Annotated in this window: 18 protein-coding genes and 2 pseudogenes; 5 read left to right on the top strand and 15 right to left on the bottom strand. The window is 61.8% G+C overall.

What is annotated here, in order from left to right; translation table 11 throughout:
• Positions 1-20 precede the first annotated feature (20 nt).
• The gene (locus tag ACERZ8_RS01200) at positions 21-260 is read right to left on the bottom strand and encodes a CDGSH iron-sulfur domain-containing protein (protein WP_407590300.1); all 240 of its coding nucleotides are present in this window, start codon (positions 258-260) and stop codon (positions 21-23) included.
• 89 nt (positions 261-349) lie between these two features.
• Positions 350-1,723: a 30S ribosomal protein S12 methylthiotransferase RimO gene (gene rimO / locus ACERZ8_RS01195; RefSeq protein WP_407590299.1), complete on the bottom strand. Its 1,374-nt coding sequence runs from the start codon at positions 1,721-1,723 to the stop codon at positions 350-352.
• Between the two features lie 103 nt (positions 1,724-1,826).
• On the opposite strand from rimO, the gene ACERZ8_RS01190 reads away from it, so the two are divergent.
• A complete protein-coding gene (locus tag ACERZ8_RS01190) occupies positions 1,827-3,770 on the top strand; it encodes an AsmA family protein (protein ID WP_407590298.1) in 1,944 nt (647 codons plus the stop codon).
• Positions 3,771-3,932: 162 nt separating this feature from the next.
• On the opposite strand, the gene ACERZ8_RS01185 is transcribed toward ACERZ8_RS01190, so the two are convergent.
• The 7 genes and pseudogenes from ACERZ8_RS01185 to ACERZ8_RS01155 form a co-directional block, all read right to left on the bottom strand.
• Positions 3,933-4,604, bottom strand: coding sequence for a hypothetical protein (locus tag ACERZ8_RS01185; protein ID WP_407590297.1), 672 nt, complete (start codon positions 4,602-4,604; stop codon positions 3,933-3,935).
• Between the two features lie 351 nt (positions 4,605-4,955).
• Positions 4,956-6,452, bottom strand: coding sequence for a phosphomannomutase/phosphoglucomutase (locus tag ACERZ8_RS01180; RefSeq protein ID WP_407590296.1), 1,497 nt, complete (start codon positions 6,450-6,452; stop codon positions 4,956-4,958).
• A 24-nt stretch (positions 6,453-6,476) separates the two neighbouring features.
• Positions 6,477-7,309, bottom strand: a pseudogene (gene kdsA, locus ACERZ8_RS01175) (3-deoxy-8-phosphooctulonate synthase).
• Between the two features lies 1 nt (position 7,310).
• Positions 7,311-9,017 (bottom strand): capsule biosynthesis protein, encoded by a 1,707-nt coding sequence (locus ACERZ8_RS01170; RefSeq protein ID WP_407590295.1) that lies wholly within the window; start codon positions 9,015-9,017, stop codon positions 7,311-7,313.
• On the bottom strand, positions 8,995-9,654 hold the full coding sequence (locus ACERZ8_RS01165) for an ABC transporter ATP-binding protein (protein WP_407590294.1): 660 nt from the start codon (positions 9,652-9,654) through the stop codon (positions 8,995-8,997). Before ACERZ8_RS01165 ends, ACERZ8_RS01170 begins: the two co-directional genes overlap by 23 nt.
• 221 nt (positions 9,655-9,875) lie before the next feature.
• Positions 9,876-10,906 (bottom strand): annotated as a pseudogene (locus ACERZ8_RS01160) (permease).
• Entirely contained in the window at positions 10,899-11,243 is a 345-nt protein-coding gene (locus ACERZ8_RS01155) for an ArsR/SmtB family transcription factor (protein WP_407590293.1), read from the bottom strand. Before ACERZ8_RS01155 ends, ACERZ8_RS01160 begins: the two are co-directional and overlap by 8 nt.
• Before the next feature lie 97 nt (positions 11,244-11,340).
• Here ACERZ8_RS01155 and ACERZ8_RS01150 point away from each other — a divergent pair, with 97 nt between their 5' ends.
• The 4 genes from ACERZ8_RS01150 (at position 11,341) to ACERZ8_RS01135 (ending at position 13,904) form a co-directional block, all read left to right on the top strand.
• Positions 11,341-11,922 (top strand): uracil-DNA glycosylase family protein, encoded by a 582-nt coding sequence (locus ACERZ8_RS01150; RefSeq protein ID WP_407590292.1) that lies wholly within the window; start codon positions 11,341-11,343, stop codon positions 11,920-11,922.
• On the top strand, positions 11,919-12,707 hold the full coding sequence (locus ACERZ8_RS01145; RefSeq protein WP_407590291.1) for an SseB family protein: 789 nt from the start codon (positions 11,919-11,921) through the stop codon (positions 12,705-12,707). Before ACERZ8_RS01150 ends, ACERZ8_RS01145 begins: the two co-directional genes overlap by 4 nt.
• 167 nt (positions 12,708-12,874) lie before the next feature.
• Positions 12,875-13,399, top strand: coding sequence for a YHS domain-containing (seleno)protein (locus tag ACERZ8_RS01140; protein ID WP_407594121.1), 525 nt, complete (start codon positions 12,875-12,877; stop codon positions 13,397-13,399).
• A gap of 1 nt (position 13,400) precedes the next feature.
• Positions 13,401-13,904, top strand: coding sequence for a rhodanese-like domain-containing protein (locus tag ACERZ8_RS01135; protein ID WP_407590290.1), 504 nt, complete (start codon positions 13,401-13,403; stop codon positions 13,902-13,904).
• Positions 13,905-14,009: 105 nt separating this feature from the next.
• Here ACERZ8_RS01135 and mdoH read toward each other — a convergent pair whose 3' ends face one another.
• The 6 genes from mdoH to ACERZ8_RS01105 form a co-directional block, all read right to left on the bottom strand.
• Complete coding sequence (gene mdoH / locus ACERZ8_RS01130; RefSeq protein WP_407590289.1) at positions 14,010-15,830, bottom strand: glucans biosynthesis glucosyltransferase MdoH; 1,821 nt, start codon at positions 15,828-15,830, stop codon at positions 14,010-14,012.
• Positions 15,831-15,847: 17 nt separating this feature from the next.
• Complete coding sequence (locus ACERZ8_RS01125) at positions 15,848-17,383, bottom strand: glucan biosynthesis protein (RefSeq protein ID WP_407590288.1); 1,536 nt, start codon at positions 17,381-17,383, stop codon at positions 15,848-15,850.
• The gene (locus ACERZ8_RS01120) at positions 17,383-18,624 is read right to left on the bottom strand and encodes an OpgC family protein (protein ID WP_407590287.1); all 1,242 of its coding nucleotides are present in this window, start codon (positions 18,622-18,624) and stop codon (positions 17,383-17,385) included. The genes ACERZ8_RS01125 and ACERZ8_RS01120 overlap by 1 nt, the downstream gene beginning before the upstream one ends.
• A gap of 69 nt (positions 18,625-18,693) precedes the next feature.
• A complete protein-coding gene (locus ACERZ8_RS01115; protein ID WP_407590286.1) occupies positions 18,694-20,040 on the bottom strand; it encodes a tetratricopeptide repeat protein in 1,347 nt (448 codons plus the stop codon).
• A gap of 171 nt (positions 20,041-20,211) precedes the next feature.
• Entirely contained in the window at positions 20,212-21,426 is a 1,215-nt protein-coding gene (locus tag ACERZ8_RS01110) for a CaiB/BaiF CoA transferase family protein (RefSeq protein ID WP_407590285.1), read from the bottom strand.
• Complete coding sequence (locus tag ACERZ8_RS01105; RefSeq protein ID WP_407594119.1) at positions 21,410-23,050, bottom strand: thiamine pyrophosphate-binding protein; 1,641 nt, start codon at positions 23,048-23,050, stop codon at positions 21,410-21,412. The genes ACERZ8_RS01110 and ACERZ8_RS01105 overlap by 17 nt, the downstream gene beginning before the upstream one ends.
• Between the last annotated feature and the right edge of the window lie 64 nt (positions 23,051-23,114).

The following is a 23,114-nucleotide window of genomic DNA, read 5'->3' as shown; positions in this document are numbered from 1 at the left end:
CTTGGACAGCGTTCAAACCATCACAGCTTGGCGTGCGACCCGTCACACAAGGGTGCCTTGGACGTCGCCTTGCAGCCGCAAAAGAACACCTTCTTGCTGTCCGTGGCCGTAAACTTTTCCGGCGTGATCCCGGTGTCTTTGTGTGATCCGTCACAGAACGGCTGGGTGGCGGAATGTCCACAAGCGCACCAGAAGTACGTTTTGCCCGCTTCAACTTCGACGGGGTAGGGTGCGGTCTGGGCGATTTTGGGCGTGGTCATGATGTATCCTCGGTTGCCAAGGTCAGACTATCCAAGACGACGCAATTTGCGAGGGAAATGGGTTTTAAGTCGCGCAATACCGGGAAATTCTACTGAATCAGGCGCCCCCACAGGTCATATTCGCCGGCCTCGTCCACCTCGACCGTCACGATGTCACCGGGTTTGAGCGCCTCGAACCCTTCGTCGATGAACAGATTGCCGTCGATCTCCGGAGCGTCTGCCTTGGTGCGGCATGTTGCGGCCTCGTCATCTACTTCGTCCACGATGACCTGCAACGTCTGCCCGACTTTCGCGGCCAGCTTTGCCTCGGAAATGGCCTGCGCCTTTTCCATGAAGCGGTCCCAACGCTCTTGCTTGACCTCCGGTGCGACATGATCCGGCAAGGCGTTTGAGCGCGCACCCTCGACATTCTCGTATTGAAAGCAGCCCACGCGATCCAGTTGCGCCTCGTCCATCCAGTCCAGCAGGGTCTGGAATTCGGCCTCGGTCTCGCCCGGATAGCCAACGATAAAGGTCGAGCGCAAAGTCAGGTCAGGGCACACATCCCGCCACGCCGCGATTTCGTCCAGCGTCTTGGCCGCCGCCGCAGGGCGGGCCATGCGGCGCAGCACATCCGGGTGGGCGTGTTGGAACGGAATGTCGAGATAGGGCAGCACCAGACCCTCCGCCATCAGCGGTATCAACTGCCGCACATGGGGGTAGGGGTAGACATAGTGCAGACGCACCCACGCGCCCAAAGCGCCCAGATCGCGGGCCAGATCGGTGATGTGTGCGCGGTGCCCGTTGGCCTCGGCATGTTTGATATCAACGCCGTAGGCCGAGGTGTCCTGGCTGATGACCAGCAACTCGCGCACGCCTGCCTCGACCAGTTTCTCTGCCTCGCGCAGCACGGCATGGGCCGGACGCGACGCAAGACGGCCGCGCATATCGGGGATGATGCAGAACTTGCACTTGTGGTTACACCCTTCCGAAATCTTGAGGTAACTGAAATGGCGGGGCGTGAGGCTGACGCCGCGCGCAGGCAGCAGATCGATGAACGGATCGGGGTCGGGCGGCACGGCGCTGTGCACAGCGTCCAACACCTGTTCGTATTGATGTGGCCCTGTCACCGCCAGCACCTTGGGATGCGCGCCGGTGATGTATTCGGGTTCTGCCCCAAGACAGCCCGTCACGATCACACGCCCGTTTTCGGCCAGCGCCTCGCCAATCGCCTCAAGACTTTCGGCCTTGGCACTGTCAAGAAAACCGCACGTGTTCACGATGACCGCGTCCGCCCCGGAATAGTCGGGCGAAATGCCGTAGCCTTCGGCGCGCAGGCGCGTCAGAATCCGCTCGCTGTCGACCAGCGCCTTGGGACAGCCAAGGGACACCATGCCGACCGTCGGCTGGCCGGGGCGGCGGTTGGCATCAACGCGCGCGCGCGGCGCGAGGTCAGGGCGAAGGTCTGGCGGATTTGTGCTCATGACCTGCCTCTTATGCGATCACATCTGCGGCGAAAAGGGTTGGGGTGCGCCCACACCCTGCGTTAGGCTGATTTCAACGCGTCATCAGAACGGAGCAGGCCCTATGAAATGGATTATCCGCATAATCGGGTTCTTCCTGATCCTCTTTCTCGTGGCTGGCATTTCCCTGTTTTTTCTACCCGCTGACCGGATTGCAAAGCTGGCGGCGGATCAAATCCGCACCGCGACGGGGCGCGATGTCAGCATCACCGGCGATGTGTCGATGACGCTGTGGCCGGTTCTGGGTGTCAGCGTCGGCGGGCTCGAAGTCGGCAATGCGGACTGGTCCGAACAGGGGCCGATGCTGACCGCCGAAAACGCGGCCATCGGGGTTGATGTCATGGCGTTGCTGCGCCGCGAAATCAGGATCACGAATATCGAGGCAACGCGCCCCACCATCCGCCTTGAAAGCCGCCGCGACGGGCGGGCCAGCTGGGTCTTTACCGATGCCAGTGGCGAGGCCCAGATCGAAACCGAAGTCGCGCCCGCCACCCGCACGCCGCAGGCTGTCTGGATCGAAAATCTGTCCGTGACGGACGCCACATTGATCTATGACGCCGAAGGGGCGGACCTTGTGTCCTACTCCGATGTCGATCTGACCCTTGAGTGGCCCGAAAGGCTGGGCGCGGCAGAAGTGGCAGCGAGCCTGAACCCCGCAGGGTCAGAGGTGAATGTGCGTGCCACCATCGGTGGATTTGCAGGCTTCATCACGGGGCAGGTGCAAACAATCGATGCGACTGTCAGCGCCGGGCGCGGAACACTCGCGCTGAACGGGCGGGGCAGTACGGCGGGGGATGTCGCGGGGCGGCTGACGCTGGACATGCCCAGCACGGACGACTTTCTGGCTGCCCTCGACCTTCCAGCACCGGGCCTGCCGCAAGGGCTCGGCCAATCGGTTGATCTGAGTGCTGACCTTACGCTGACGGCAGACCGCCGCCTGTCTTTGCGCGACTTGCAGGTCGATCTGGGGGGGAATGCGCTGGCCGGGGCCGCCGACATTTCGCTGAACGGAAAACCCCAGATCAACGCGCAACTGAATGCAGGTGCGCTGGATCTGAGCGGTGCGGGAAGCAGTGAAGCGGGATCAGGCGGTGGTGGTGGTGGCACCCCTGCCGGGAGCGGTTGGCCCACAGGTCGCATCGATGCCAGCGGCCTCGCGGGATTTGACGGACAGATCGCCCTGACGGCCAGATCGATTGACCTTGGCCAGTTCAAATTGGGTCAGACCCGCACATTGCTGCGCAACGAACGCAGTCGGATGGTGTTCGAACTGCGCGAAGTGGCGGCGTATAATGGCACCGTCACGGGTGAATTCGTGATGAACAACCGCTCGGGCCTGTCGGTGGGCGGCAAGCTGTTTGCCAACGGGATCGACATGCAGGCGGTGCTGCGCGATGCGGCTCAGATTGAACGCCTGACAGGCGCGGCGGATGCAGAGATGTCATTCCTTGGCTCCGGTCAATCGGTCGATGCGATCATGAAATCGCTGTCGGGTCAGGGTGCGATCAGTTTCGGACAAGGCACCATACTGGGCATCGATCTGGACCGGCTGATGCGCTCGGGCTCGGTTGGTGGTGGCACCACCGTCTTTGACAGCCTTGGGGCCACGTGGACCATTGATGGTGGTGTGATGCGCAACAATGACCTGCTTCTCAAACTGTCGAACTATGAGGCGCGCGGTGCGGGGCAGGTGGGTCTGGGGATGCAGACCATCGACTATACCTTCACCCCTGTCGCGCTGCGAGCCAACGCGGGCAACGGGATTGCGATCCCGGTGCGCATGGTTGGTCCGTGGTCAGATGTGAGCATCCGGCCCGACCTTGAGGCGGCGATTGATCTGAATTTTTCCGAGGAAAAGGAGCGGGTCAAACAGCAGGCCCGCGATGCCGTCCGTGCCAAGGTGGCCGAAGAATTGAACGTCACGGATGAGGGTCAGGACCTTGAGGACGCGGCCAAGCAAAAGCTGGAGGACGAGGTGAAACGGGGCATCCTCAAGCTTTTTGACTGAGGGTCTCGCAGACGCGGGCAGGATGAGGCCTCGAGACGTGTCCCACGCTGGGACAGTGTGCCGCCCTAGACTTTTCAATGGCTTACAGAGGCGTATTTACCATTCGTTCAGAACTTTCGCACAAACACAGCGTGCTTGATGCGTTATTGCAGTCAGCGGCAGCTACTCTTTTGAGTAGATCGCCGTGTCGCCACTCTCGTACTCGAACTTGACGCCGGAATTCGAAACAAAAACATCAGGGCAATACTGGGGGTAATGGTCATCTCTGTGTTTGAATTCCTCACAATATTCGCCGTTGACCCACGCCCAACTGCCGGTACCGGAACGAAGATTGACACTGAACCCTTCGATTGAGCCGTTCCTTCCATACAGACGTTTGTAATTGGTGTTGTCGCTCAAAATAAGGTCGCGTTCCGTCACGAATTTCAGGAAATCCGCTTTTGTCCTGATTTCCTGAAAAATGCTTTGGGTGGCTTCGATGGTTGGGACGGTCTCGATGGGAATCCCCGCCTCAAGCGCCTTTCCCGCAGCGTTTGCGTTGTTCCCATCGAAAATGTCCAGAACAGCCTGTTCCACCAATTGCTTGTCCGCGACATTCTCGTGATAGGTCCGTATCTCGGCTGTCAGCCTTTCAACATCACGATAGGACGCCTGTATGTTGGCCTGACGGGCATCGATCCTTTGCAGGGTCTCCCGCAACGCTTTGGCATCCAACGGGCTGACGCCGCTTTCCTTCAATCTGGCGACAACCTGTTGTTCGCGCTCCATAAGGCCGGCTTGGTATTGTTCCAGCGTGATGCCTTGGATCTTGTCGCCCGCAACATAGTCGCCCAACACGGTGTCAACCAATCGTGTCTCGGTCCTGGCCGCCGGGCTGGCACTAAAAAACGCCACAAGGGCCAGTGTCGATCCGATGGCGGCACATATGCCACCCACGGCGGCCCAATTGAAATTGCCTGATTTGTCGGTGAAAAACCGCATTTGGAACCTGTTTATGATCTGCAAAAATTAGGTGTTTTCTTCAATACTGTCCGCCGTGCCAACGCGCAGGCGTCGGCATCTGGCGGACAAAAGGTACCATAGCGCAACAGGTTCGGGCCAGCGTAACTCTTGGTTGTGCTGCCTATCCGTTTGAGCAGGAATTTGCCAATGCGCACGCGTGTTCAGAGGCGCCCGGCCTCCGCCTCAGAACGTCTGGTCGTAATCGCCCACGCCCGGTTCGGTGCGGATGACCGCGTCCAGTTCGTTGAAGATGGCGCGCAGCTCGGCCTCGGATTCCGGGCTTTCGCAAACCACCACGAGGTTCGGTGTGTTGGACGAGGCGCGCACCAGACCCCAGCCGCCGTTGTCGAGGATCACGCGGGCACCGTTCACGGTCACGACCTCTTTGATCGCCCGTCCGCCCAAGGTGCCGCCGCTTTCGCGACGCTCCACCAGCTTGGCCACGATCCGTTCGAGGATGTCGTATTTTTCGGTGTCGGCGGCATAGGGCGACAGGGTTGGCATCGCGTAGGTCTTGGGCAGGGCGCGGCGCAGGTCGGACATCTTCATGTCCGGGTTGCGGTCCATCAGTTTGCAGATTTCGACCGCCACGCGCATGCCGCAGTCATAGCCGCGCCCGATGGGTTCGGCGAGAAAGTAGTGGCCCGATTTCTCAAAACCCGCCAGCGCGCCCAGTTCCTTGACCCGCCGTTTCATGTGGCTGTGTCCGGTTTTCCAGTAATCCGCCGTGACGCCGTGTTTCTGCAATTCGGGGTCAGACGCGAAAAGGCCCGTCGATTTCACATCCGCCACAAAGGTCGCATTGGGGTAAATCTTGGCCAGATCGCGGGCCATGATGACGCCCACCTTGTCGGCGAAGATTTCCTCGCCCTCGTCATCCACGACGCCGCAGCGGTCGCCATCGCCGTCAAAGCCCAGGGCAAAATCTGCGCCGGACGCCTTCACGCTGGCGGCCATGTCGTGCAGCATTTCCATCGCTTCGGGGTTGGGGTTGTAGTGGGGGAAAGTGTAGTCGAGCGTGTTGTGGCTTTCGACCACTTCGACGCCGAGGCGACGGAAGAGTTCGGGCGCAAAGGCGGCTGCTGTGCCGTTGCCGGTGGCGCAGACGACCTTGAGCGGGCGGGACATTTTGAAGTCGCCGACAAGGTCCTGCAGGTACGCTTCCTGCACGCCGTCCACGAATTCATAACCGCCGCGCGGGCGTGCCTCGCCCTTGCCGTTCAGCACGATCTCGCGCAGTTCGCTCATCTCGTTGGGGCCATGGGTCAGCGGGCGTTCAAAGCCCATCTTTACCCCGGTCCAGCCGTTGGGATTGTGGCTGGCCGTGACCATGGCGACCGCAGGCACGTTGAGATGAAACTGGCTGAAATAGGCCATCGGCGACAGGGCCGGGCCAATGTCCTTGACCTGAATGCCCGCCTGCATCAGCCCCAGCATCAGCGCGTTCTTGATCGACAGGGAATAATCTCGGTAATCGTTCGCCACGGCAATCTCGGGCTTGATCCCGCGCCGGTGCATCTGTGTGCCAAGGCCAAGGCCAAGGGCGGTGATGCCCGGCAGGTTGATTTCATCCGGATATTTCCAGCGCGCGTCATATTCGCGAAACCCGGTCGGGGCGATCATCGGGTCGCGCAGGAATTCCCATGTGTTGGGCGTGACTGTGGCGGCAGGTTTTTTCATGGGAATACTCGGGTCTGAAAGGATTTAGATCGAAACGGGGTTGGCCTTGGCCAAGGCGTCAAACTGCATGAGCGTATCGATCAGTTGCGGCATCTGATCGAGGTAGATCATGTTCGGCCCGTCAGAGGGCGCGCTGTCAGGATCGGGATGGGTTTCGATGAACACGGCCGCCACGCCAAGGGCCACGGCGGCGCGCGCCATCACGGGTGCAAATTCGCGTTGTCCGCCGCTTGAGCCCCCTTTGCCACCGGGCTGCTGCACGGAATGGGTCGCGTCCATGACCACCGGATAGCCGGTCTGGGCCATCTGCGGCAGGCTGCGCATGTCGGCCACAAGGGTGTTGTAGCCAAAGGATGTGCCACGCTCGGTCAGCAGGATGCGGGTGTTGCCGGTGCTTTCGACCTTGGTGATGATGTTGGGCATTTCCCAGGGCGCAAGGAACTGCCCCTTTTTGATATTGACCACGGCGCCCGAGTTGCCCGCGGCCAGCAGCATGTCGGTCTGGCGGCACAGGAATGCGGGGATCTGGATGATGTCTGCGACTTCTGCGGCGATGGCGCATTGGGCCTCGTTGTGGACATCCGTTAGAACCGGGACGCCGTTCGTCTTTCCGATGGATTGCAGCGCCTGAAGGCCAGCATCAATACCCAACCCACGCCCCCCGAAAGCGATGTGCGGTTTGCCTTGTCGTAGCTGGCCTTGAACACGTATTGCGCGCCGGCTGCGTCGCATATCTCTTTCATTCGGCCCGCGATGTCCTGTCCCAGACCTTCGCTTTCGAGGGCACAGGGACCTGCGATCACCGTCAGCGGGCGGTCATTGCCGATGGTCAGGTCGGCGACTGATACGTGTTTCATGCTAGCTGGTTACCTGTTCTCTGAGGATCGACGCGGTAAGCGAGATCATCAGATAGATGCCTGCAAAGACCAGAAAAGCCAAGATCGTGTTTTCGAAGGCGCGGGGGTAGGACGGCTCTTGGCTCGCGATGGGATCGACGGCCACGGTGAGGTAGCGGACCTGGCGTGATGCCTCGACGCGTGACTGTTCCATCTGTTGCAATGCCGATTGCATCATCATGTCGCGCGCGGCGAGGTCGGCCTGCGCGATCTGGATGCGCGCGGCCAGTTCGGCAAGGGAATTCTCTCCGCGCGACACATCGGTCATCTTGTTGTTGAGCAGCCCCAACTGCACCTTGAGGATGTCCAGCGTCCCACGTGCGCCGTCCACGCGGCTTTGGTTCGGGCGGGCGTTGTTGAGCAGGCTTGCCAGCTCAATCTCTTTTTCGATGATCTGGGTTTCGAGCGTCGAAATCTGGGTGCGCAGGGAGGCAATGACGCCCTCTGGATCCAGGGTCGACCCTTCGATCTGAAGACGGACCAGAGCCTCCTGGGCCTCACGCCGTTCGGACTCGGCCCGATCAAACCCCTCGCGGGCATCGCGCATCTGGTCTTCGCGCTTTTGTTGAGACAGGTTGTTCACACGCTCTTCGGCGTAGTTGATCAACTGTCTTGCAAACTGAGCGGACACTTCGGGGTCTGCCGCCGCCACTTCCATGCGGATCATGCCCTCGGTCGGGTCGTACCCGATTTTCACGTTCTTCTTGAAGACCTTGTAGGCCTCTTCATTTGTCGGATTTTCGCCAAGCCGCTGGATCGGGTCGATCCAGTCCTGGGTAAAGTGGGATTTGAACCCGACGTCGCGATCAAGGCGCAACATCGCGTCCTTGGATTGCAGGAATCCCTGCACCGCGATGCTGTCTGAATTGGTCGCAAACTGCGTTGGCAACAGACCGCCCAGTGGGCCTGCACCGCCCGATCCTTCGTTCTGGATGATCAGAAATTCGGATTTGGTCGCATACATCGGCGTGGCGATGGCGTAAAAATAGTATCCGGCCAGAAATGTCGGCAGCATCACAAAGAAGGCCAGACGCACCAGCAATATGCCGGTCTTTCTGCGACGACGGCGTGCGATGTCGCGCTGGATATTGAACATTTCCTGCGCGCGACGGTCTGCGGGGCTGACTTCGGTCGATGGCAGTTGCTGTTTCTTGACGGGCACTGTCTGGGGCAGTTGCACACGGTTTTCCGCCGCGCCCGCGCCGGCCCCACCTGCCGCTCCGGGCAGGCTGGCAAAGGCATCGGGTGCCCCGCCTTCGTGCTGTTCGGCCCCGGCCTGCGGAACCACCAGTTCCAGCATGTTCGAGCGTTGGAACGGATCAATCCCCTTCGCACGCAAAAGCCGTACAGCGTCGAAATCCGATGTCGCGGGCAGATTGTGTTTTTGGGCGACGCGCCGTGCCATGCGCAGCTGACGCCCTGTCAGACCTTCCTGCCGGATGGCGTCAATCGTGTTGTCGCCCTGCACCTGACTGGCGGACGACACATCGCCGGTTGCCGCCGCTTGCCGGGCAGCGCCCGAAGGTGCCGGTTGGGGATCGGGTGCCTGAGCGCGTGGATCGGGCGCGGTTTCACCGCCGTTGTCGGCATCGCCTGGCGCAGCGCTGGCCCCGGTCATGGGGGCCGCCCGCCTTATGCGGAATTTTCTAGCTTTGGGTTTCGTAGTCATAAAGCCGTTTCGCCTCTTCCAGCGTGTCGAACATGTGCAGCTTGCCATCCAGCAGGACAGCGGCCGAACGCGCGAATTTTTCAAGTGTTTGCGCCTGATGTGACACGATGACAATGGTTGTGGTGCGCAGCCGTTCCTGCAGTACCTCGCCCGCCTTGCGGTTGAACTCGACATCCGTCGAGGATGGCATGCCTTCGTCGATCAGGTAGATGTCGAAATCCAGCGCCAGCATGAGCGAGAACGAGAACCGTGCCCGCATACCGGAGGAATAAGTCCCGATGGGTTGATCAAAGTATTCACCAAGATTGCATAACCAGCGGCAAAAGCTTTCGACATAGTCGGGGTCAAGCCCGTAAAGCCGCGCGATGTAACGACAATTTTCGTGCGCAGAGATTTTCGAGATGACGCCGCCCATGAAGCCAAGCGGAAAGGAGATGTTGCACATCCGCCGTATCTCGCCCTCGTCAGGCTTTTCAAGACCGGCCATCATGTTGATCAGCGTCGTCTTGCCGGTGCCGTTCGGGGCCAGCACCCCAAAGGAATGACCCAATTCCACCCGAAAAGACACACGGTCAAGTATCACCTTGCGCTGTGTGCCCGTCCAGAAGGACTTGGATACATTTTCAAACTCTAGCATCCCGTTGCTCCGCGGTGTGCTGCTGTCGTCCCCGTTTTCATGTGGGTAACGCCGACCCTCCTTAACAGAGGTGTGTTAACGCCTTAATCCTCAACTCTGACAGTATTATGTCCAAGTTCATGTTAAATGTACAGGTTCCACACGGCACTGTTGCGCCGTGTGGAACAATCCGTTTTTTGCAAATGCGGCGGTTTGCTGCTGCCCCATCTGACAGGTGCGGATCAGGCGGCCAATTGCCAGGCAAGGCCAGCCAGGATCGACCCCGTCAGCGCAAAGCCGAGATAGGCGGCAAAGACCCGCGGTTTGACCAGTGCCCAGACCGCGATGGCCGCCGGGATCGAGCTGACGCCGCCTGCAATCATGAACGACATGGCGGCACCGTTTGCCATGCCCTGATCCAGAAGATCACCGATAAGAGGGGCTGCGGCATAGCCGTTGAGATATGCAGGCATCCCCACCAGCGCGCCCAGAATGACGGTCCCAAGTCCGGTCCCACCCAGCACATTCGCGATCAGATCGGCGGGCATGTAGTAGACCATCAGCCCTTCGATCACATAGGCCAGCGTCAGCCATTTGAGCAGGAAGGCAGCGTTTTCCAGACCCGCATTGCGAAACACGGCGATGCGGTCGCTGTCGCCCCAGAACTTCCACACAGGTGTGGCCGAAAACGGTGCCTTCACGCCGCAACAGCCCCCCACAGCGGGTTTTCCCGCAAGGGATTGGTGAAGACGGGCGTGCCAGACAGCAAGAGCGTGCCAAACCCGCCGAACATGCCAAGCGCGATGGCGGCCGCCGTCTTGGCCAATGCAAACTCAAAGCTGATGGCCCCCGTGGTGATCGCGAACATGGCCGGATCCATCAGCGGTGAGGCCAGCCAGAACGCCATAACCGCGCCAAGCGGTGCGCCCACGGCCAATAGGGCGGCGATGAATGGAATGACCTCGCACGAGCAGAATGGGGACAACCCGCCCAGCAGGGCGGCCATCACGATCATGCGCGCCGGGTTCCCCTCGAACGCACGGGCCAGCAGGTTTTCCGCGCCCGTCGCCTTGAGGTAGGCGATGGCCAGAACCGCGAATGTGATGAAGGACAGCGTACCGGCAAGCGCCTTGGCCGCAAAGACGATGACGTCATCCACCCGTGCCGTGTCAAACAGGGCCACCATCAGGACGATGATGCCTGTGGCCACCCAAACGCGGTCGATGCGGGCCAGCCAACTGGTGCGCGGGGCAGGGGTTGTTGTATCAGCCATGGGGCGTATCCTTGTGTGGCTCTGCGCTGTCGGCGCAGCATTCGGTGAGCAGGAAGGTCGACAGGCTTTGGACTTCGTCAAATGCCACGGCGGCGCAGATGATCGACCGGCCCTGCCGGGATTGGGTCACAAGGCCCGCTGTCGACAGGATTTTCATATGATGGGTGAGGGTCGATCCGGTGACCCCGGTGCGCTCTCCCAACGTGCCGATACTCAGGCCGTCCGGGCCCGCACGCACAAGGGTGCGCAGTACGGAAAGACGTTGTTCTGACCCGAGGGCTGCAAAGGCGCTGGCAGCACGGGTGAGGTCGAGCGGGTGGGGCGATTCCATTTTCATATTTCTAGAATTATAGAAATGACGTCTTCGTGCCAAGCATTATTTCGATAATTATCGAATTGATTGTCCAAGCCCCTGCTGCGTATAGGTCTTTGATATGGATTTGCTCAACGATCTCAGCGCGTGCGCGATCTGCTCCGACAGGTTTGCCGCAACACATACCGCACACCGTCCGCGACCCGTTGTGTGGTTTCGCCCCGGTGCGCGCATTTTGATCGCGGGGCAGGCACCGGGCGCGCGTGTGCACGAAAGCGGGCGGCCCTTCACCGATCCATCGGGCGACAGGCTGCGGGCGTGGATGGGCGTGGATGAGGCGACATTTTATGACCGTTCCAGGATCGCCATTGTCCCCATGGCGTTCTGTTTTCCGGGCTACAATGCCAAGGGATCGGACCTGCCGCCGCCCAAGATCTGTGCCAAGACGTGGCGCGCGGATGTGATGGCGCATGTGGGCGACGTCCCCCTTGTGCTGCTGATCGGGGGTTATGCGCAGTCATGGCATCTGGGCACGCGCACCAATGTCACGGACACGGTGACGGCATGGCGTGACCATGCGCCCCGCGCCTACCCCTTGCCTCATCCCTCTTGGCGCAATACCGGGTGGCTGAAGGAAAACCCGTGGTTCGAGGCGGAGGTTCTGCCCAGCCTGAGAGCCCGTGTGCAGGACGTATTGGCATGACCCAAACCCCACTGGACGCAGCGCATGACGCAATGTCCGCTGCCCCCGATGACGACGCAGCGCGCCTGCGCTTTTTTGAACGGCTGGGGGATGCGGAACTGGTCCTGCTGCTGGAGGGAGAGGCGGAAGGGGACGCTGTCACGCCGCAAGTCTTTGATCCCGGGACAGGGGCAATCGTTCTGGTGTTTGATCGCGAAGAACGGCTTGCCGCCTTTGTCGGGGCCGAAGCCCCTTATGCGGCATTGTCCGGCCGGGTGATTGCAGGGCTGCTGGCCGAACAGGGGTTGGGGCTGGGGCTGAACCTAGATGTGGCGCCGTCGTCGTTTCTACTGGATGCGGACGGGGTGCGCTGGTTGGCGCAAACCTTGGGGCACGGCCCGGACGAGGTGGAGGCGCGATTGTCAGAGGTGTCGGCTCCGACAGGGTTGCCCGATGTTCTGATCACGGCGCTGGATACGAAACTGGCCACGGCTACGGGCCTTGCGCAACTCGCCTATCTTGTGGGCACCACGGACACGGACGGTGCGCGCGGCCATCTGCTCGCCTTTGTGGGCGCGGCTCCGGGTGCGGGATCCGCATTGGCACGGGCCGCATCCGAAGCACTGACCTTTTCAGGGATCGAGGCGGGGGCGATGGATGTCGCCTTTTTCGATGCAAGCGATACGGTGACGGCGCGGCTTGCCCGGGTTGGGTTGCGCTTTGATCTGCCGCAACCGGCACCGGTCCGCGCGCCGGAACCACAGGCCCCCGGCTCTGACCCCGATCGCCCGCCCAGACTGCGCTAGAGGGGTGCGCGATCACGCGTGACTTGCACATGGTCACTTCCACGCGAGACGGGCTGATATGGCAAGGCGCGACCTCTTATAGTTCATCCACGGGCAGGCCCAAAGGTGGAGCCTGTCGCCTGCCCATTGACCAGATCCCATTCTGACATAAGGATACCCCCGCGATGATGAACCGTTTCACCCTGACCCTTGCTGCCGCCGCGAGCGCGCTGACCCTTGGATCGGCCGCCTTTGCCGGGCCGCAATACCTTGACGAGACCGGCTATGCGGTTTCGGGCTATGACGTGGTGGCCTATTTCGGGCTGGAACAGGCCCCCGTGGGTCAATCACAACCTGCGGGCATTCCGGGCAAGTCGTCCATCACCGCCGAATACAACGGCGCGACATTCGCCTTTGCCACCGAGGAAAACCGCGCGGCCTTTGTCGCTGATCCTGCCAAATACGCACCCCAATATGACGGCCACTGCGCCTATGGTGTGGCCAAGGGCGGCAAGGTTCCGGGCAATCCGAACCTGTGGCGCATCGTGGACGGCAAGCTGTTTTTGAACATCAACACAGCCGTGGTCGGGTTCTGGGAAGAAGACATTCCGGGCAATCTGGAACTGTCCGAGGGCAACTGGGTGTCTCTGGACGCAAAGCCCGCTTCTGAAAACACGATCCCCAAATTCTCAAGCGCAGCACCGCAAGGATGACATGACCAAAGTCCACGGCCCCCAATCCACGAACCAGAAACCGGCGCGCATGTCGCGCCGGGCTTCTGGGCTTGGGGCTGGGGCATTGATTGTCGGCGGGGCCGTTTTTGCGTCCCGCTGGTTCAATATCTCTGCCGAGGCGGGGGTGGATGGCACGTTGAGCGTGCCGGATGCGCACAAGGCGGCAGTGTCCGGCACCGCTCTTTTGATCGACATCCGTCGCCCCGACGAATGGCAGCGCACGGGCGTTGGCGAAGGTGCGATTGCGCTGGACATGCGCCGCGATGATTTCACCGAAGCGCTGCTGGCGCAGACAGAGGGTCGCACGGACGCAGCCATCGCGTTGATCTGCGCGCGCGGCGTGCGTTCGCGCGGGCTGACAAGGCGGCTGACATCTGCGGGGTTCACCAACATCATCGACGTGCCCGAAGGCATGTTGGGATCGGGTGCCGGTCCGGGATGGTTGAAACGTGGATTGCCCGTGGTTGCGTGGACGCCCGCGTAAGCGTTGCCAAAAGGCGCGCCTTGTCAGGCGCACGACATTATTGGTCTGGCGCTGAGGCCACCAACACAATCCTGAAAATTTGAGGCGATATCCGCGACCGTGCTGTTATTCGGCCGCCACGTTGGGTGTTTCGATCTGCGCACGTATGTCGGCCCGTGCATCGCGGGCGCGGGCCACGATTGTCGGTTCGCGCAAGGTCAGCGGATTGTCGAGCCGCAGCATCGCCGAACTTGTCGCGCTGAGCGCGGACAAGGGCACAGCCAGAACGAGGCTGACCATGATCGGGATCAGCCACCACGACACGAGGCCCGCCGCAAGACCGGCCAGCAGCAACGCCCCGATCACGGTTTCAACCCAGTGGAATTTGAACAGTGTCGCCAGCGGATAGGCGCGGGCATCGCGCCGCTGTGGGTTCCAGCCGGTGCCATGCCCCAGAATGGATCGCAGCACCGCGCGGGTCTGCTGGATCATCAGGACAGGGGCATAGGCGACCGACAGGGCAAGTTCGACCAGTACCGCGCGGGCAAACGCCCACCGCCCGCCAAACAGTTTCGCCGCCTTGGCATGGGCTGTGATGATCGTCGCACAGGCCAGTTTCGGGGCCAGCAGCATGCCGTACATCACCACCAGAAACACGGCGCTGTCGATATGCGTCATCGCAGGCGGCCAATTGGGAAACAGCGGATTGGCCTCGTTGAAATAGCTGATCACATTGGTGTCTGCATCGCGCCCCAGCAGGGCCCAGAACACCAGCAGCACAAACCATGCAGGCGACATGAGATACGCCGCCGCCCCCTGGAACAGATGAAATCGGCTGACCGGATGCAGGCCACGTGTCGTCAGCAGGCGCAGGTGTTGCAGGTTGCCACGGCACCAGCGGTTGTCACGTTTGACATAGTCGATCAGCGTGCCCGGTGTTTCCTCGAAACTGCCCGAGATGCGCGGCAGAAACCGCACCCGCCATCCGGACCGACGCAGCAGCGATGCCTCGACAAAATCGTGGCTCAGGATCAGATCGGAGCGCCCGGTGAGGCTGCGCAGATGCGGAATGCCTGCTGACGAGGCAAAGGCGCGGGTGCGGATGATGGCGTTGTGGCCCCAGTAGTTGCCTTCGGTGCGCGCCCAGTGCGCCAGCCCTTCGGCCAGCAACCAGCCATAGGCGACGTTGGAAAACTGCTGCATCCGGGCAAAGAGCGTGTCGGCACCGATCAGTTGCGGGCAGCTTTGGATCAGACCGCTTGTCGGATCGGCGGCCAGTTCGCAGGCCAGCCTGTCGATGGCGCGCCCGGTCATCAGGCTGTCGGCATCGAGCACCAGCATCGCCTCGTAAGCCGCGCCCCAGCCGGTGATCCAGTCCAGAAGGTTGCCTACCTTGCGATCCGTGTTGTCGGCGCGGCGGCGGTAGTGAACGGGGAAGGGGGCAGTTGCGCTAAGCGCCTGAAACGCCTGCCATTCTTGCGCTGCGATTGCCGCGTCCTGCGTGTCGGACAGGACAAAGAGCGTATATTGGTGCCCACCGGATTGCCGTTCAAGATCGTCAAGCATGGCGGCGGCGTTGCCGAACACATCCCATGGCGTTTCGTTATAAACGGGCACCAGCAACGCCACATCCATTGGATCGGTGCGCGGCGTCTTGGTCGCCGGGTCAAGCCGCCCGATCAATCCCACCGTGACGGTCGACACGGCCAGAGAGACCCAGACAAAGGTCAGCCCGATCAGGGTGAGAAGGAGGTATTCCAGCGCGCTCATGCCCGATGATGCAAGAAGGCCATGTAGGCCCCAGATCAGCAGCCCCGTTGTCAGCAGCGCGGGGGCAAAGACCGCAATGCGCCAGATCGGATCGCGGCTGACCGGTGGTGACACCGCGATGTCGGGCGAGGCCGAAAAATCCTGTTCGGGCATGGCCAGCGGCGCGGGCGGCGGCATATGATGATGGTGCTGCGTCAAGACTGGGTCCAACGGTACAGCCACACTTCGCTCAGCGGGGCGCCGTCAAGGCGCAACTGGGCGCGGAATTCGGCCCATGTGGCCTCTCCCGGTGTGAATGTGAAGGCAAGGCGCGGGCCACCGGTGGCCGGGTTGCGTTGAATGATGCCTTCGGTGACTTCGCCGGAGGAGACGCGCAGCAACCGCTCGATCTGGCTGAGGTCGCTTGGCACGTGGTCCGCGTTTTCAAAGTCGATGGCAAAGATGCGTCCACCCTCGGGCCGTCCACCCGCGGCCGTGTTGAGAACGCGCAGCGGCATGGCGGCCTTGGGCGCCGGGTCGCTGCCCCAGTCAAGGCGGTAGGTGACCTTGTGGGATGTGCCCGGTTCGATGTCATCGGATGGACGCCAGTAGGCGACGATGTTGTCGTAGATCTCAAGATCGGCGGGGATTTCAACCAGTTGGACATTGCCGCGCCCCCAGCCTTCGCCCGGAGTGACCCATAGGCCGGGGCGACGGTGATAGAGCGCTTCAAGGTCGTTAAAATCCTCGAAGTGGCGGGCGCGCTGCATCAGGCCGAAGCCGCGCGGGTTGTTGTCGCCAAAGGCCGAAATCTGCAACGTGGTCGGGTTGGCCAGCGGACGCCAGATCACCTCTCCGCCCCCGTTGTGGATCATCAGCCCGTCATTGTCGTGCACGGCGGGGCGGAAATCGTCGAACCGCTGGCGGTCGGTGTCGTCAAACAGGAACATCGACGTGAGCGGCGCAATCCCCACATGCGTGAGGGTGGTGCGCGCGAAAATCTCGGCTTCCACCTGCATGGAAAGCGGCTGACCGGGCATGATCTCGAACCGGTAAGCGCCAGTGCAGGACGGGCTGTCGAGCAGGGCGTGCAGGATGATCTGGGCGGCACCGGGCGCGGGGCGTTCAAGCCAGAAATGGGTAAAGTCCGGAAACTCCTCGCCCATCGGATCGCCGGTCTTGAGGGCAAGGCCGCGTGCGGACAGGCCGTAGATGTCGCCCGTCCCGATCCCGCGGAAATAGCTGGCGCCCTGAAAGACGGCGTATTCCTCGTAGATGCCGGGCTGGCGCAACTCGGCGCGCAGGCGCAGGCCGGAATAACCCAGCGTGTCGTCGATGGGCACGTCGGGAAATTTGTCGGTGCTGTCAAAGACGCCCATGTCAAACATCATCGGGCGGGCCTGGTCGCCCTCGACCACATATGTGCGGATGGCCTGCGGGAAATAGAGGCCGGGCGGGAACACGTCCACGCGCTGTGGTGCATCGCTGCCTTCCCAAAGTGCGTTGCGGCTGTCGAACCAGATCTTGCGGTACTGATCGTAGGTCAGATTGCGCCACGGCGCGGGGATCAGCGGGCGTGGTTGGTAGTCGCGTGTTGCCATGTCGCGCGCCATCTCTGCCACGTCCGAGGGGGCAAATGTCTTGGCGTCACCCAGTTGCAGACCCGGCTCGGCGCTTGCGTCCTGCGCCCAGGACGTGCGCGGGGCTGCGGCCAATGCGGCAAGGCTTGCAATGAATTCACGGCGCAGCATCAGGATGTGACCTTTTTCCAGGGGTTGGATTTGAACCAACCCGCCACATAGGCGGTGATGACAAGCACGCAAGCCCCCGCGAAATTGACCAGCAAAACCGTGCCGGTTTCACGCCCCAGCACGTCCATGGCAAAGCCCATGACACGGGCGGTGAACATCGACATCACAAAGACGGCGAGCGATTGCTGCCCCACCCTGAGAATGATCTGCAGAATGCGCCCCCAGACGCGGCCAAGCATCCCGTCGCCTGCGCGGATGCGGTTTCCCTTGTCGCCTGCCAGCACCCACATGAGGTAGGCCAGCGCCAGGAAATGCACGTAGCGCAGGATGCCGAAGTCGGATTTGGTGATCCACGCCTGATTGGCGCTGCGCCAGTCCCGCGCCCAGTCGAACCCCAGTTCGCGCACGCCGATGTTGGACAGCGGGATATTGGCCAGCACCACGAACAGCGCAATCCCGATCAGGGCCGCGTTCACAGGCGGTTTCGGTATCCAGCCCCGCATGAAGGCAAAGCCGGTGAAGAAGATCAATTGCCAGCCGAAGGGGTTGAAAAACCATGTCCGGTCCGAGGACGGATCGGCAGGCAGTTCCAGATGTGGCAGGCCCAGTGCCTGCACCAGCGCGGTCTGCCCGAACAGCCATGTGACGCCCATGAACGCAAAGACGAGGCCCAGATGCACCCGCGCCAGCGCCATGATGACCGGCATCATCACCAGCACCACCATATACATCGGCAGAATGTCGAAATAGTTCGGTACATAGCGCAGCGTCATGAACCGCAGGATCAGATCGGTGACCGTGCCCGTGTCGGTCTCGACGTAAAAGCGCCACAGGTTCAACTGGCCCAGATAATTGCGCGTCCCCTCCCAATCAAGCGTGGTCAGATAGGACACCAGCGCCAGCGTGGCAAAGAACAGGCCCACATGCGCCCAATAGACCTGCCAGACCCGGAAGGTGACGCGGGCCGTGCCCATGCGCCATCCGGCGGTTTCGAAGGCGCGGCCAAAGGCGATGGCAGAGGCCATGCCCGAGCAGAACACGAAAATCTCTGTCGCGTCCGAAAAACCCCAGCGGGCGGGAATCCACGACGTCAGAAAGTTGCCGGGTGTGTGCGCGATCAGGATGATGAACATCGCGATCCCGCGGAAAAAATCCAGACGGATATCGCGCACCCGCACGGGGGATGCGGAGGCTGCGGCAGCGGGGGCTGCGGTGGACTGTGTCGGGTCGGCAAACGTCATGGCCGGTCTTTAGTCTTCTTTGTCAAAAGAGTCTCGCCTCGCAGAAGGTCGAGCCTGGTGCGTTAATGGTTATTGCGCTGGAATCCGCCGCGCGTCGCCGATGCTGGCAAGGCGGGTGGTGGAAAAGCGGTCCATGGCCCCGGCGCGGCGCGCGATACGCTCTTCGATCAGGGCCTCGGTCGCATCGACCATGCCCGCACGCAGGCCTGCATCGATGGTCATGCGCTCAAACACGTCGCGCTGGGCGTGGCTGCCCCCGATGGTCTGCATGGTGGGGCGCGCGGCGGCCAGATTTTGGAACGCCAGATCATAGCGGCCTTCGGAAAACGCGTTGAGGCCTGCAAGGGCGGCCTTGCCCGGATTGGCAACGCGGGCTGGCATCTCGCCATTGCGCATCGCGTCCTGGGCAAAGCGCAGGGTCATCGCGTCCTTGGCATCCGAGCGGCCCGCAGCCCCAAGCGCCAGCATGTAATGCAGGTCGGCAAAGACAAGGCAGCCATCGTCGGTGCGGTTCTCTGCGAAATCTGCCAGTTCATCCCAGCGGCGGCCGACATTCACGCCTTCAAGCTCCAGCCGCATCAAAAGGGAGGTTGCATTGGCCATATCGCGGTAATCGTCGGTTTTATCCGCGCGCACCTGTTCGTCGTAGATGGCCAGAACGATGTCATTCTCGCCCCGGTCCAGATGCAGCAGCGCCTTGTGCCACCACACGTGGTAGCGAAAGTTGTTGCAGTGATCCCAGGCCGAACAGTTGTTTTCGATCAGCGCAATGCCATGATCGGGCCGGGCCGTCATGTCATAGACGTGGGCGACGGCGTGCAGACCCCATGCGTCGTCGCCTGCCAGTTGCAGACCTTTGAGGCCAGCGGCTTCGGCGGCGTCATACTCGCCCGTCTCTTCGAGGGTGAAGGCGTGGCAGCCATGCACGTACCCTTCCAGATCGTGGCCCTTGTGGGCGTCGAGCACGTTTTCGATGGAGGATCGCATGCCCACGCCATCCCCAAGGATAAAGCGGATCGCATGGCTCACTTTTGCTGACAGGGTGTCGGTGGGATGGTCGACCAGAATACGCTCCATCGCCGCAATCGCACCCGAGGGTCGCCCGTCGAGCCATTCGCCGAGGGCACGGACCCAAAGCCGCTCGCGGGCGCTGCCACCGGATGCGGCGAGGGCGGACACTGCCGTCTGGCCGGCCTCGCGTGCAACGGCGTTCAGTTCCTTGCGTCCCATCATCAGGGAAAACAGCCCCTTGGCCGCGTGGCCCATGGCAAACTGGGGTGCGCCAGTCAGGACCGCGCCAAGGTGTGTCGGTGTCGCCGTACCGTGGGCCAGAAAGGCCCGGATCATCCCGTTCCATTCCTCAAGAAGTGCTGGGTCCTCCAGGCTGACGGGAGATTGGCAAATGTCGTGCATCATGAAGGGCGAACCTTTTATCGGAATTACTGTGTCTCGGTCTAAAGCATCTGGTCCACATTGGGAGCCATTGCGCGAGGGTCACACGCACACGTGAAGGGCGAATAGGGATTCTGTGAGCAAGATTTCAGCAGTTGGGGCCAGAAATGGCGGATTTCAGCCAAAGCGCTTGGATCACGCCTCCGGGTCTTGCGATTTTTGAGATTTCAGCATGTCCAGAACGTCTTGGGTGTCTTGCCCGAACCGGGGCGGGGGGCGGTCATAGCGCACGGGGGTCGCTGAAAATTTAAGCGGATTCGCCAACAGCCGGACGTGCCCGTCCGCGACATCCTCGCGCGGGACACGCACGACGGTGCCGCGCGCCTGTGCCTGATCCGATCCCAGCGCCTCGGCGACGTTGTGGATCGGCCCGCAGGGCACTTTGACATCCTGCAACCTGCTCAGCAGCTCGGCCTTGCTGAACTTTGCCAAAATCGGGCGCAGCGCGGGGATCAGTGTGTCGCGGTTCTGGATACGCCCAAGGTTTGTGAAGTATCGCGCGTCCCTGCCCAGTTCCGGCGCGCCGATGGCATCGCAAAAGCGCGCAAACTGTGCGTCGTTGCCCACGGCAATCAGCATATGGCCGTCGGACGTCTCAAAGGCATCGTAGGGCACAATGTTCGGATGCGCATTGCCGCGCCGTTCGGGTACGTCGCCGGAGGTCAGGTAATTGCACCCTTCGTTGATCAGCCACGCCATTTGCGCATCGACCAGAGACAGATCGATGTGCTGCCCCTCGCCTGTCTGATCACGGTGGCGCAGGGCGGCCAGAATGCCGATGGTCGCATACATCCCGCACATCACATCCGCGATGCCGACACCGACTTTCATCGGCGCACCGTCCGGCTCACCCGTCAGCGACATGATCCCGCCATACCCTTGGGCCATCAGGTCATATCCGGGCTGGTTGCGGTTCGGCCCCGTCTGCCCAAAGCCTGAGATCGAGCAGTAGACGAGGCCCGGATGCGCCTTGAGCAGCGTGGCATGATCCAGCCCGTATTTTTCAAGCCCACCGGGTTTGTAGTTTTCAATCACCACGTCGGCCCGCGCTGCCAGTTGACGCACGATATCCTGCCCCTCGGGGGTCGAGATATCGACGGCAATGGATTGCTTGTTGCGGTTGGCGGCCATGAAATATGCCGACAGATCGGTTGCCGATCCATCCGCCTCGCGCGCATAGTTCGGCCCCCAGCCGCGCGTGTCATCGCCGCCGGTCTTGGGGTTTTCGACCTTGATGACTGTCGCGCCCAGATCGCCCAGCAATTGCGTGGCCGTCGGACCGGCCAGAATGCGTGAGAGATCAAGGACAAAGACACCGTCCAGCGCCCCCGGTTTAGATGCGTCCGTCATAGGCCCCCCGGTCAATCACACAGGCGATTACGCTGAATGTATCGCTGGATTGGGCCGCCGCCAGCGCCTCCTGCAATTCGGACCGCGACGTGACAGAATGCCCCGCACCGCCAAAGGCACGGCCCATCGCGGCAAAGTCGTGCCGTGCGAAATCAACCCCGGCATTGCTGAGTTGTCTTTGGCGTTGTTTCAGTTCGATCAGGGCGAGCGAGGCATCGACAAAGACGACAAAAATGGTCTTCAGGCCCAATTCGGCGGCTGTTGAAAGCTCTCCCGCGACCATCAGGAAACCCGCATCGCCGGAAAAACTGACCACAGTGCGTTCGGGTTCGACCACCTGCGCGCCCATGGCCAGCGGAATGGCGCACCCCATGGTGCAGAGCGCCGAGGATTGCATGAGCCCGCGCGGCTCGTAACATTCCCACATCTGGCTGAGCAGGATGCGGTGTGCGCCGCTGTCGGCGGTGGCAAGCGTGTCACGGGGCAGTTCGGCGCGGCACGTGTCGATGATCGCGGCAGGCCCCCAGTCTTCGTCCGCAGGGAAGGCCACAGCCAGTTCGGCCCTGGCCGTCTCGATTTCACCGTCCGCCCATGTAGCGCGTGGCGTCACGCCCGCACTCATCGCCACCAGTGTCGCGCCGCAGTCCGCCACCACGTTCATCGTCGCCTGATGCATGTAGTGATGGTTCGGTTCCGCCGTGATGTCGATCATGGTCTGGATGCCGGGAAAGAAGAAATCCCGCCAGCCGGTGCGCATCTCGATCGGGTCATAACCAAGGCCGATGATCAGATCGGCGCGCTGCACAAGAGGCAGCAATACAGCGTCGGCCTTTGGCGACAGGCCCGCACCGCCAAGAGCGAGCGGATGATCCTCGGCCAGCAGCCCCTTGGCCTTGTAGGTCGTGATGACCGGCACGTTGAACATCTCGGCAAACTGGCGCAAAGCTGCAGCAATATCGGCGCGGCGTGGATCGAACCCTTGCGTGAGCGCATCCACTCCAACGATCAGGATCGGACGTTCGGCGCGGGCCAGATGCGCGCGCATTTCGTCAAGTTGCGCAGGTGCGGGCACGACGGGCGCAGCCACAGCCCGGTGCGCGGGAATCTCGGGTGTCACGGGCGTGACGGCGACGGTGATCGGCACATCGATATGGACTGGGCCGGGGCGCCCTTCGGTTGCGATGGCCACGGCCTTGTCCGCGATCACATGTGCGGCGCCTGTGTTGAGGGTGAAGGTCGCCTTGGTGATGGGGCGGAATACTTGCGTCTGGTCCAGCACCTGATGGGTATATGTCTGCGCCTCGTCTGCATCGACACAGCCTGCAAGGACGATCAGCGGGACGCGATCCTGCTGCGCGTTGGCGACCGCGTTCACACCGTTAAGCGCGCCCGGCCCGACCGTCGCCACCAGAATGCCTGGCGCTCCGGTGCGGTGCCACGCGCCTTCGGCCATGAAGGCGGCAGCGTTTTCGTGCTTGCACAGGATGAACCGGATGCCTGCCCGCTCAAGCGCGTCGACCAGCGTCAGCACCTCACCCCCCGGCATCCCGAAAGCGTATCGGCACCCCGCATCAAAAAGGCGCGCGGCCAGCACATCAGCGGCGCGTGGCGGGGAAGGGGGCATTTCGGACATCAAGGGTCTTTCCAATCGCATCGTATGTGCGCGCCTTCCTGTCATGCACCTGCCA

The organism is Tateyamaria armeniaca (assembly GCF_045797845.1).
GTDB classification, from domain to species: Bacteria; Pseudomonadota; Alphaproteobacteria; order Rhodobacterales; family Rhodobacteraceae; genus Tateyamaria; species Tateyamaria armeniaca.
This window is presented reverse-complemented; position numbering and strand designations above follow the sequence as displayed.

Bases quoted from the DNA above. Each gene is read 5' to 3' on its own strand.
- ACERZ8_RS01200 (WP_407590300.1), bottom strand. From the start codon at position 260: ATGACCACGCCCAAAATCGCCCAGACCGCACCCTACCCCGTCGAAGTT.
- rimO (WP_407590299.1), bottom strand. From the start codon at position 1,723: ATGAGCACAAATCCGCCAGACCTTCGCCCTGACCTCGCGCCGCGCGCG.
- ACERZ8_RS01190 (WP_407590298.1), top strand. From the start codon at position 1,827: ATGAAATGGATTATCCGCATAATCGGGTTCTTCCTGATCCTCTTTCTC.
- ACERZ8_RS01180 (WP_407590296.1), bottom strand. From the start codon at position 6,452: ATGAAAAAACCTGCCGCCACAGTCACGCCCAACACATGGGAATTCCTG.
- ACERZ8_RS01170 (WP_407590295.1), bottom strand. From the start codon at position 9,017: ATGACTACGAAACCCAAAGCTAGAAAATTCCGCATAAGGCGGGCGGCC.
- ACERZ8_RS01165 (WP_407590294.1), bottom strand. From the start codon at position 9,654: ATGCTAGAGTTTGAAAATGTATCCAAGTCCTTCTGGACGGGCACACAG.
- ACERZ8_RS01155 (WP_407590293.1), bottom strand. From the start codon at position 11,243: ATGAAAATGGAATCGCCCCACCCGCTCGACCTCACCCGTGCTGCCAGC.
- ACERZ8_RS01150 (WP_407590292.1), top strand. From the start codon at position 11,341: ATGGATTTGCTCAACGATCTCAGCGCGTGCGCGATCTGCTCCGACAGG.
- ACERZ8_RS01145 (WP_407590291.1), top strand. From the start codon at position 11,919: ATGACCCAAACCCCACTGGACGCAGCGCATGACGCAATGTCCGCTGCC.
- ACERZ8_RS01140 (WP_407594121.1), top strand. From the start codon at position 12,875: ATGAACCGTTTCACCCTGACCCTTGCTGCCGCCGCGAGCGCGCTGACC.
- ACERZ8_RS01135 (WP_407590290.1), top strand. From the start codon at position 13,401: ATGACCAAAGTCCACGGCCCCCAATCCACGAACCAGAAACCGGCGCGC.
- mdoH (WP_407590289.1), bottom strand. From the start codon at position 15,830: ATGCCGCCGCCCGCGCCGCTGGCCATGCCCGAACAGGATTTTTCGGCC.
- ACERZ8_RS01125 (WP_407590288.1), bottom strand. From the start codon at position 17,383: ATGCTGCGCCGTGAATTCATTGCAAGCCTTGCCGCATTGGCCGCAGCC.
- ACERZ8_RS01120 (WP_407590287.1), bottom strand. From the start codon at position 18,624: ATGACGTTTGCCGACCCGACACAGTCCACCGCAGCCCCCGCTGCCGCA.
- ACERZ8_RS01115 (WP_407590286.1), bottom strand. From the start codon at position 20,040: ATGATGCACGACATTTGCCAATCTCCCGTCAGCCTGGAGGACCCAGCA.
- ACERZ8_RS01110 (WP_407590285.1), bottom strand. From the start codon at position 21,426: ATGACGGACGCATCTAAACCGGGGGCGCTGGACGGTGTCTTTGTCCTT.
- ACERZ8_RS01105 (WP_407594119.1), bottom strand. From the start codon at position 23,050: ATGCCCCCTTCCCCGCCACGCGCCGCTGATGTGCTGGCCGCGCGCCTT.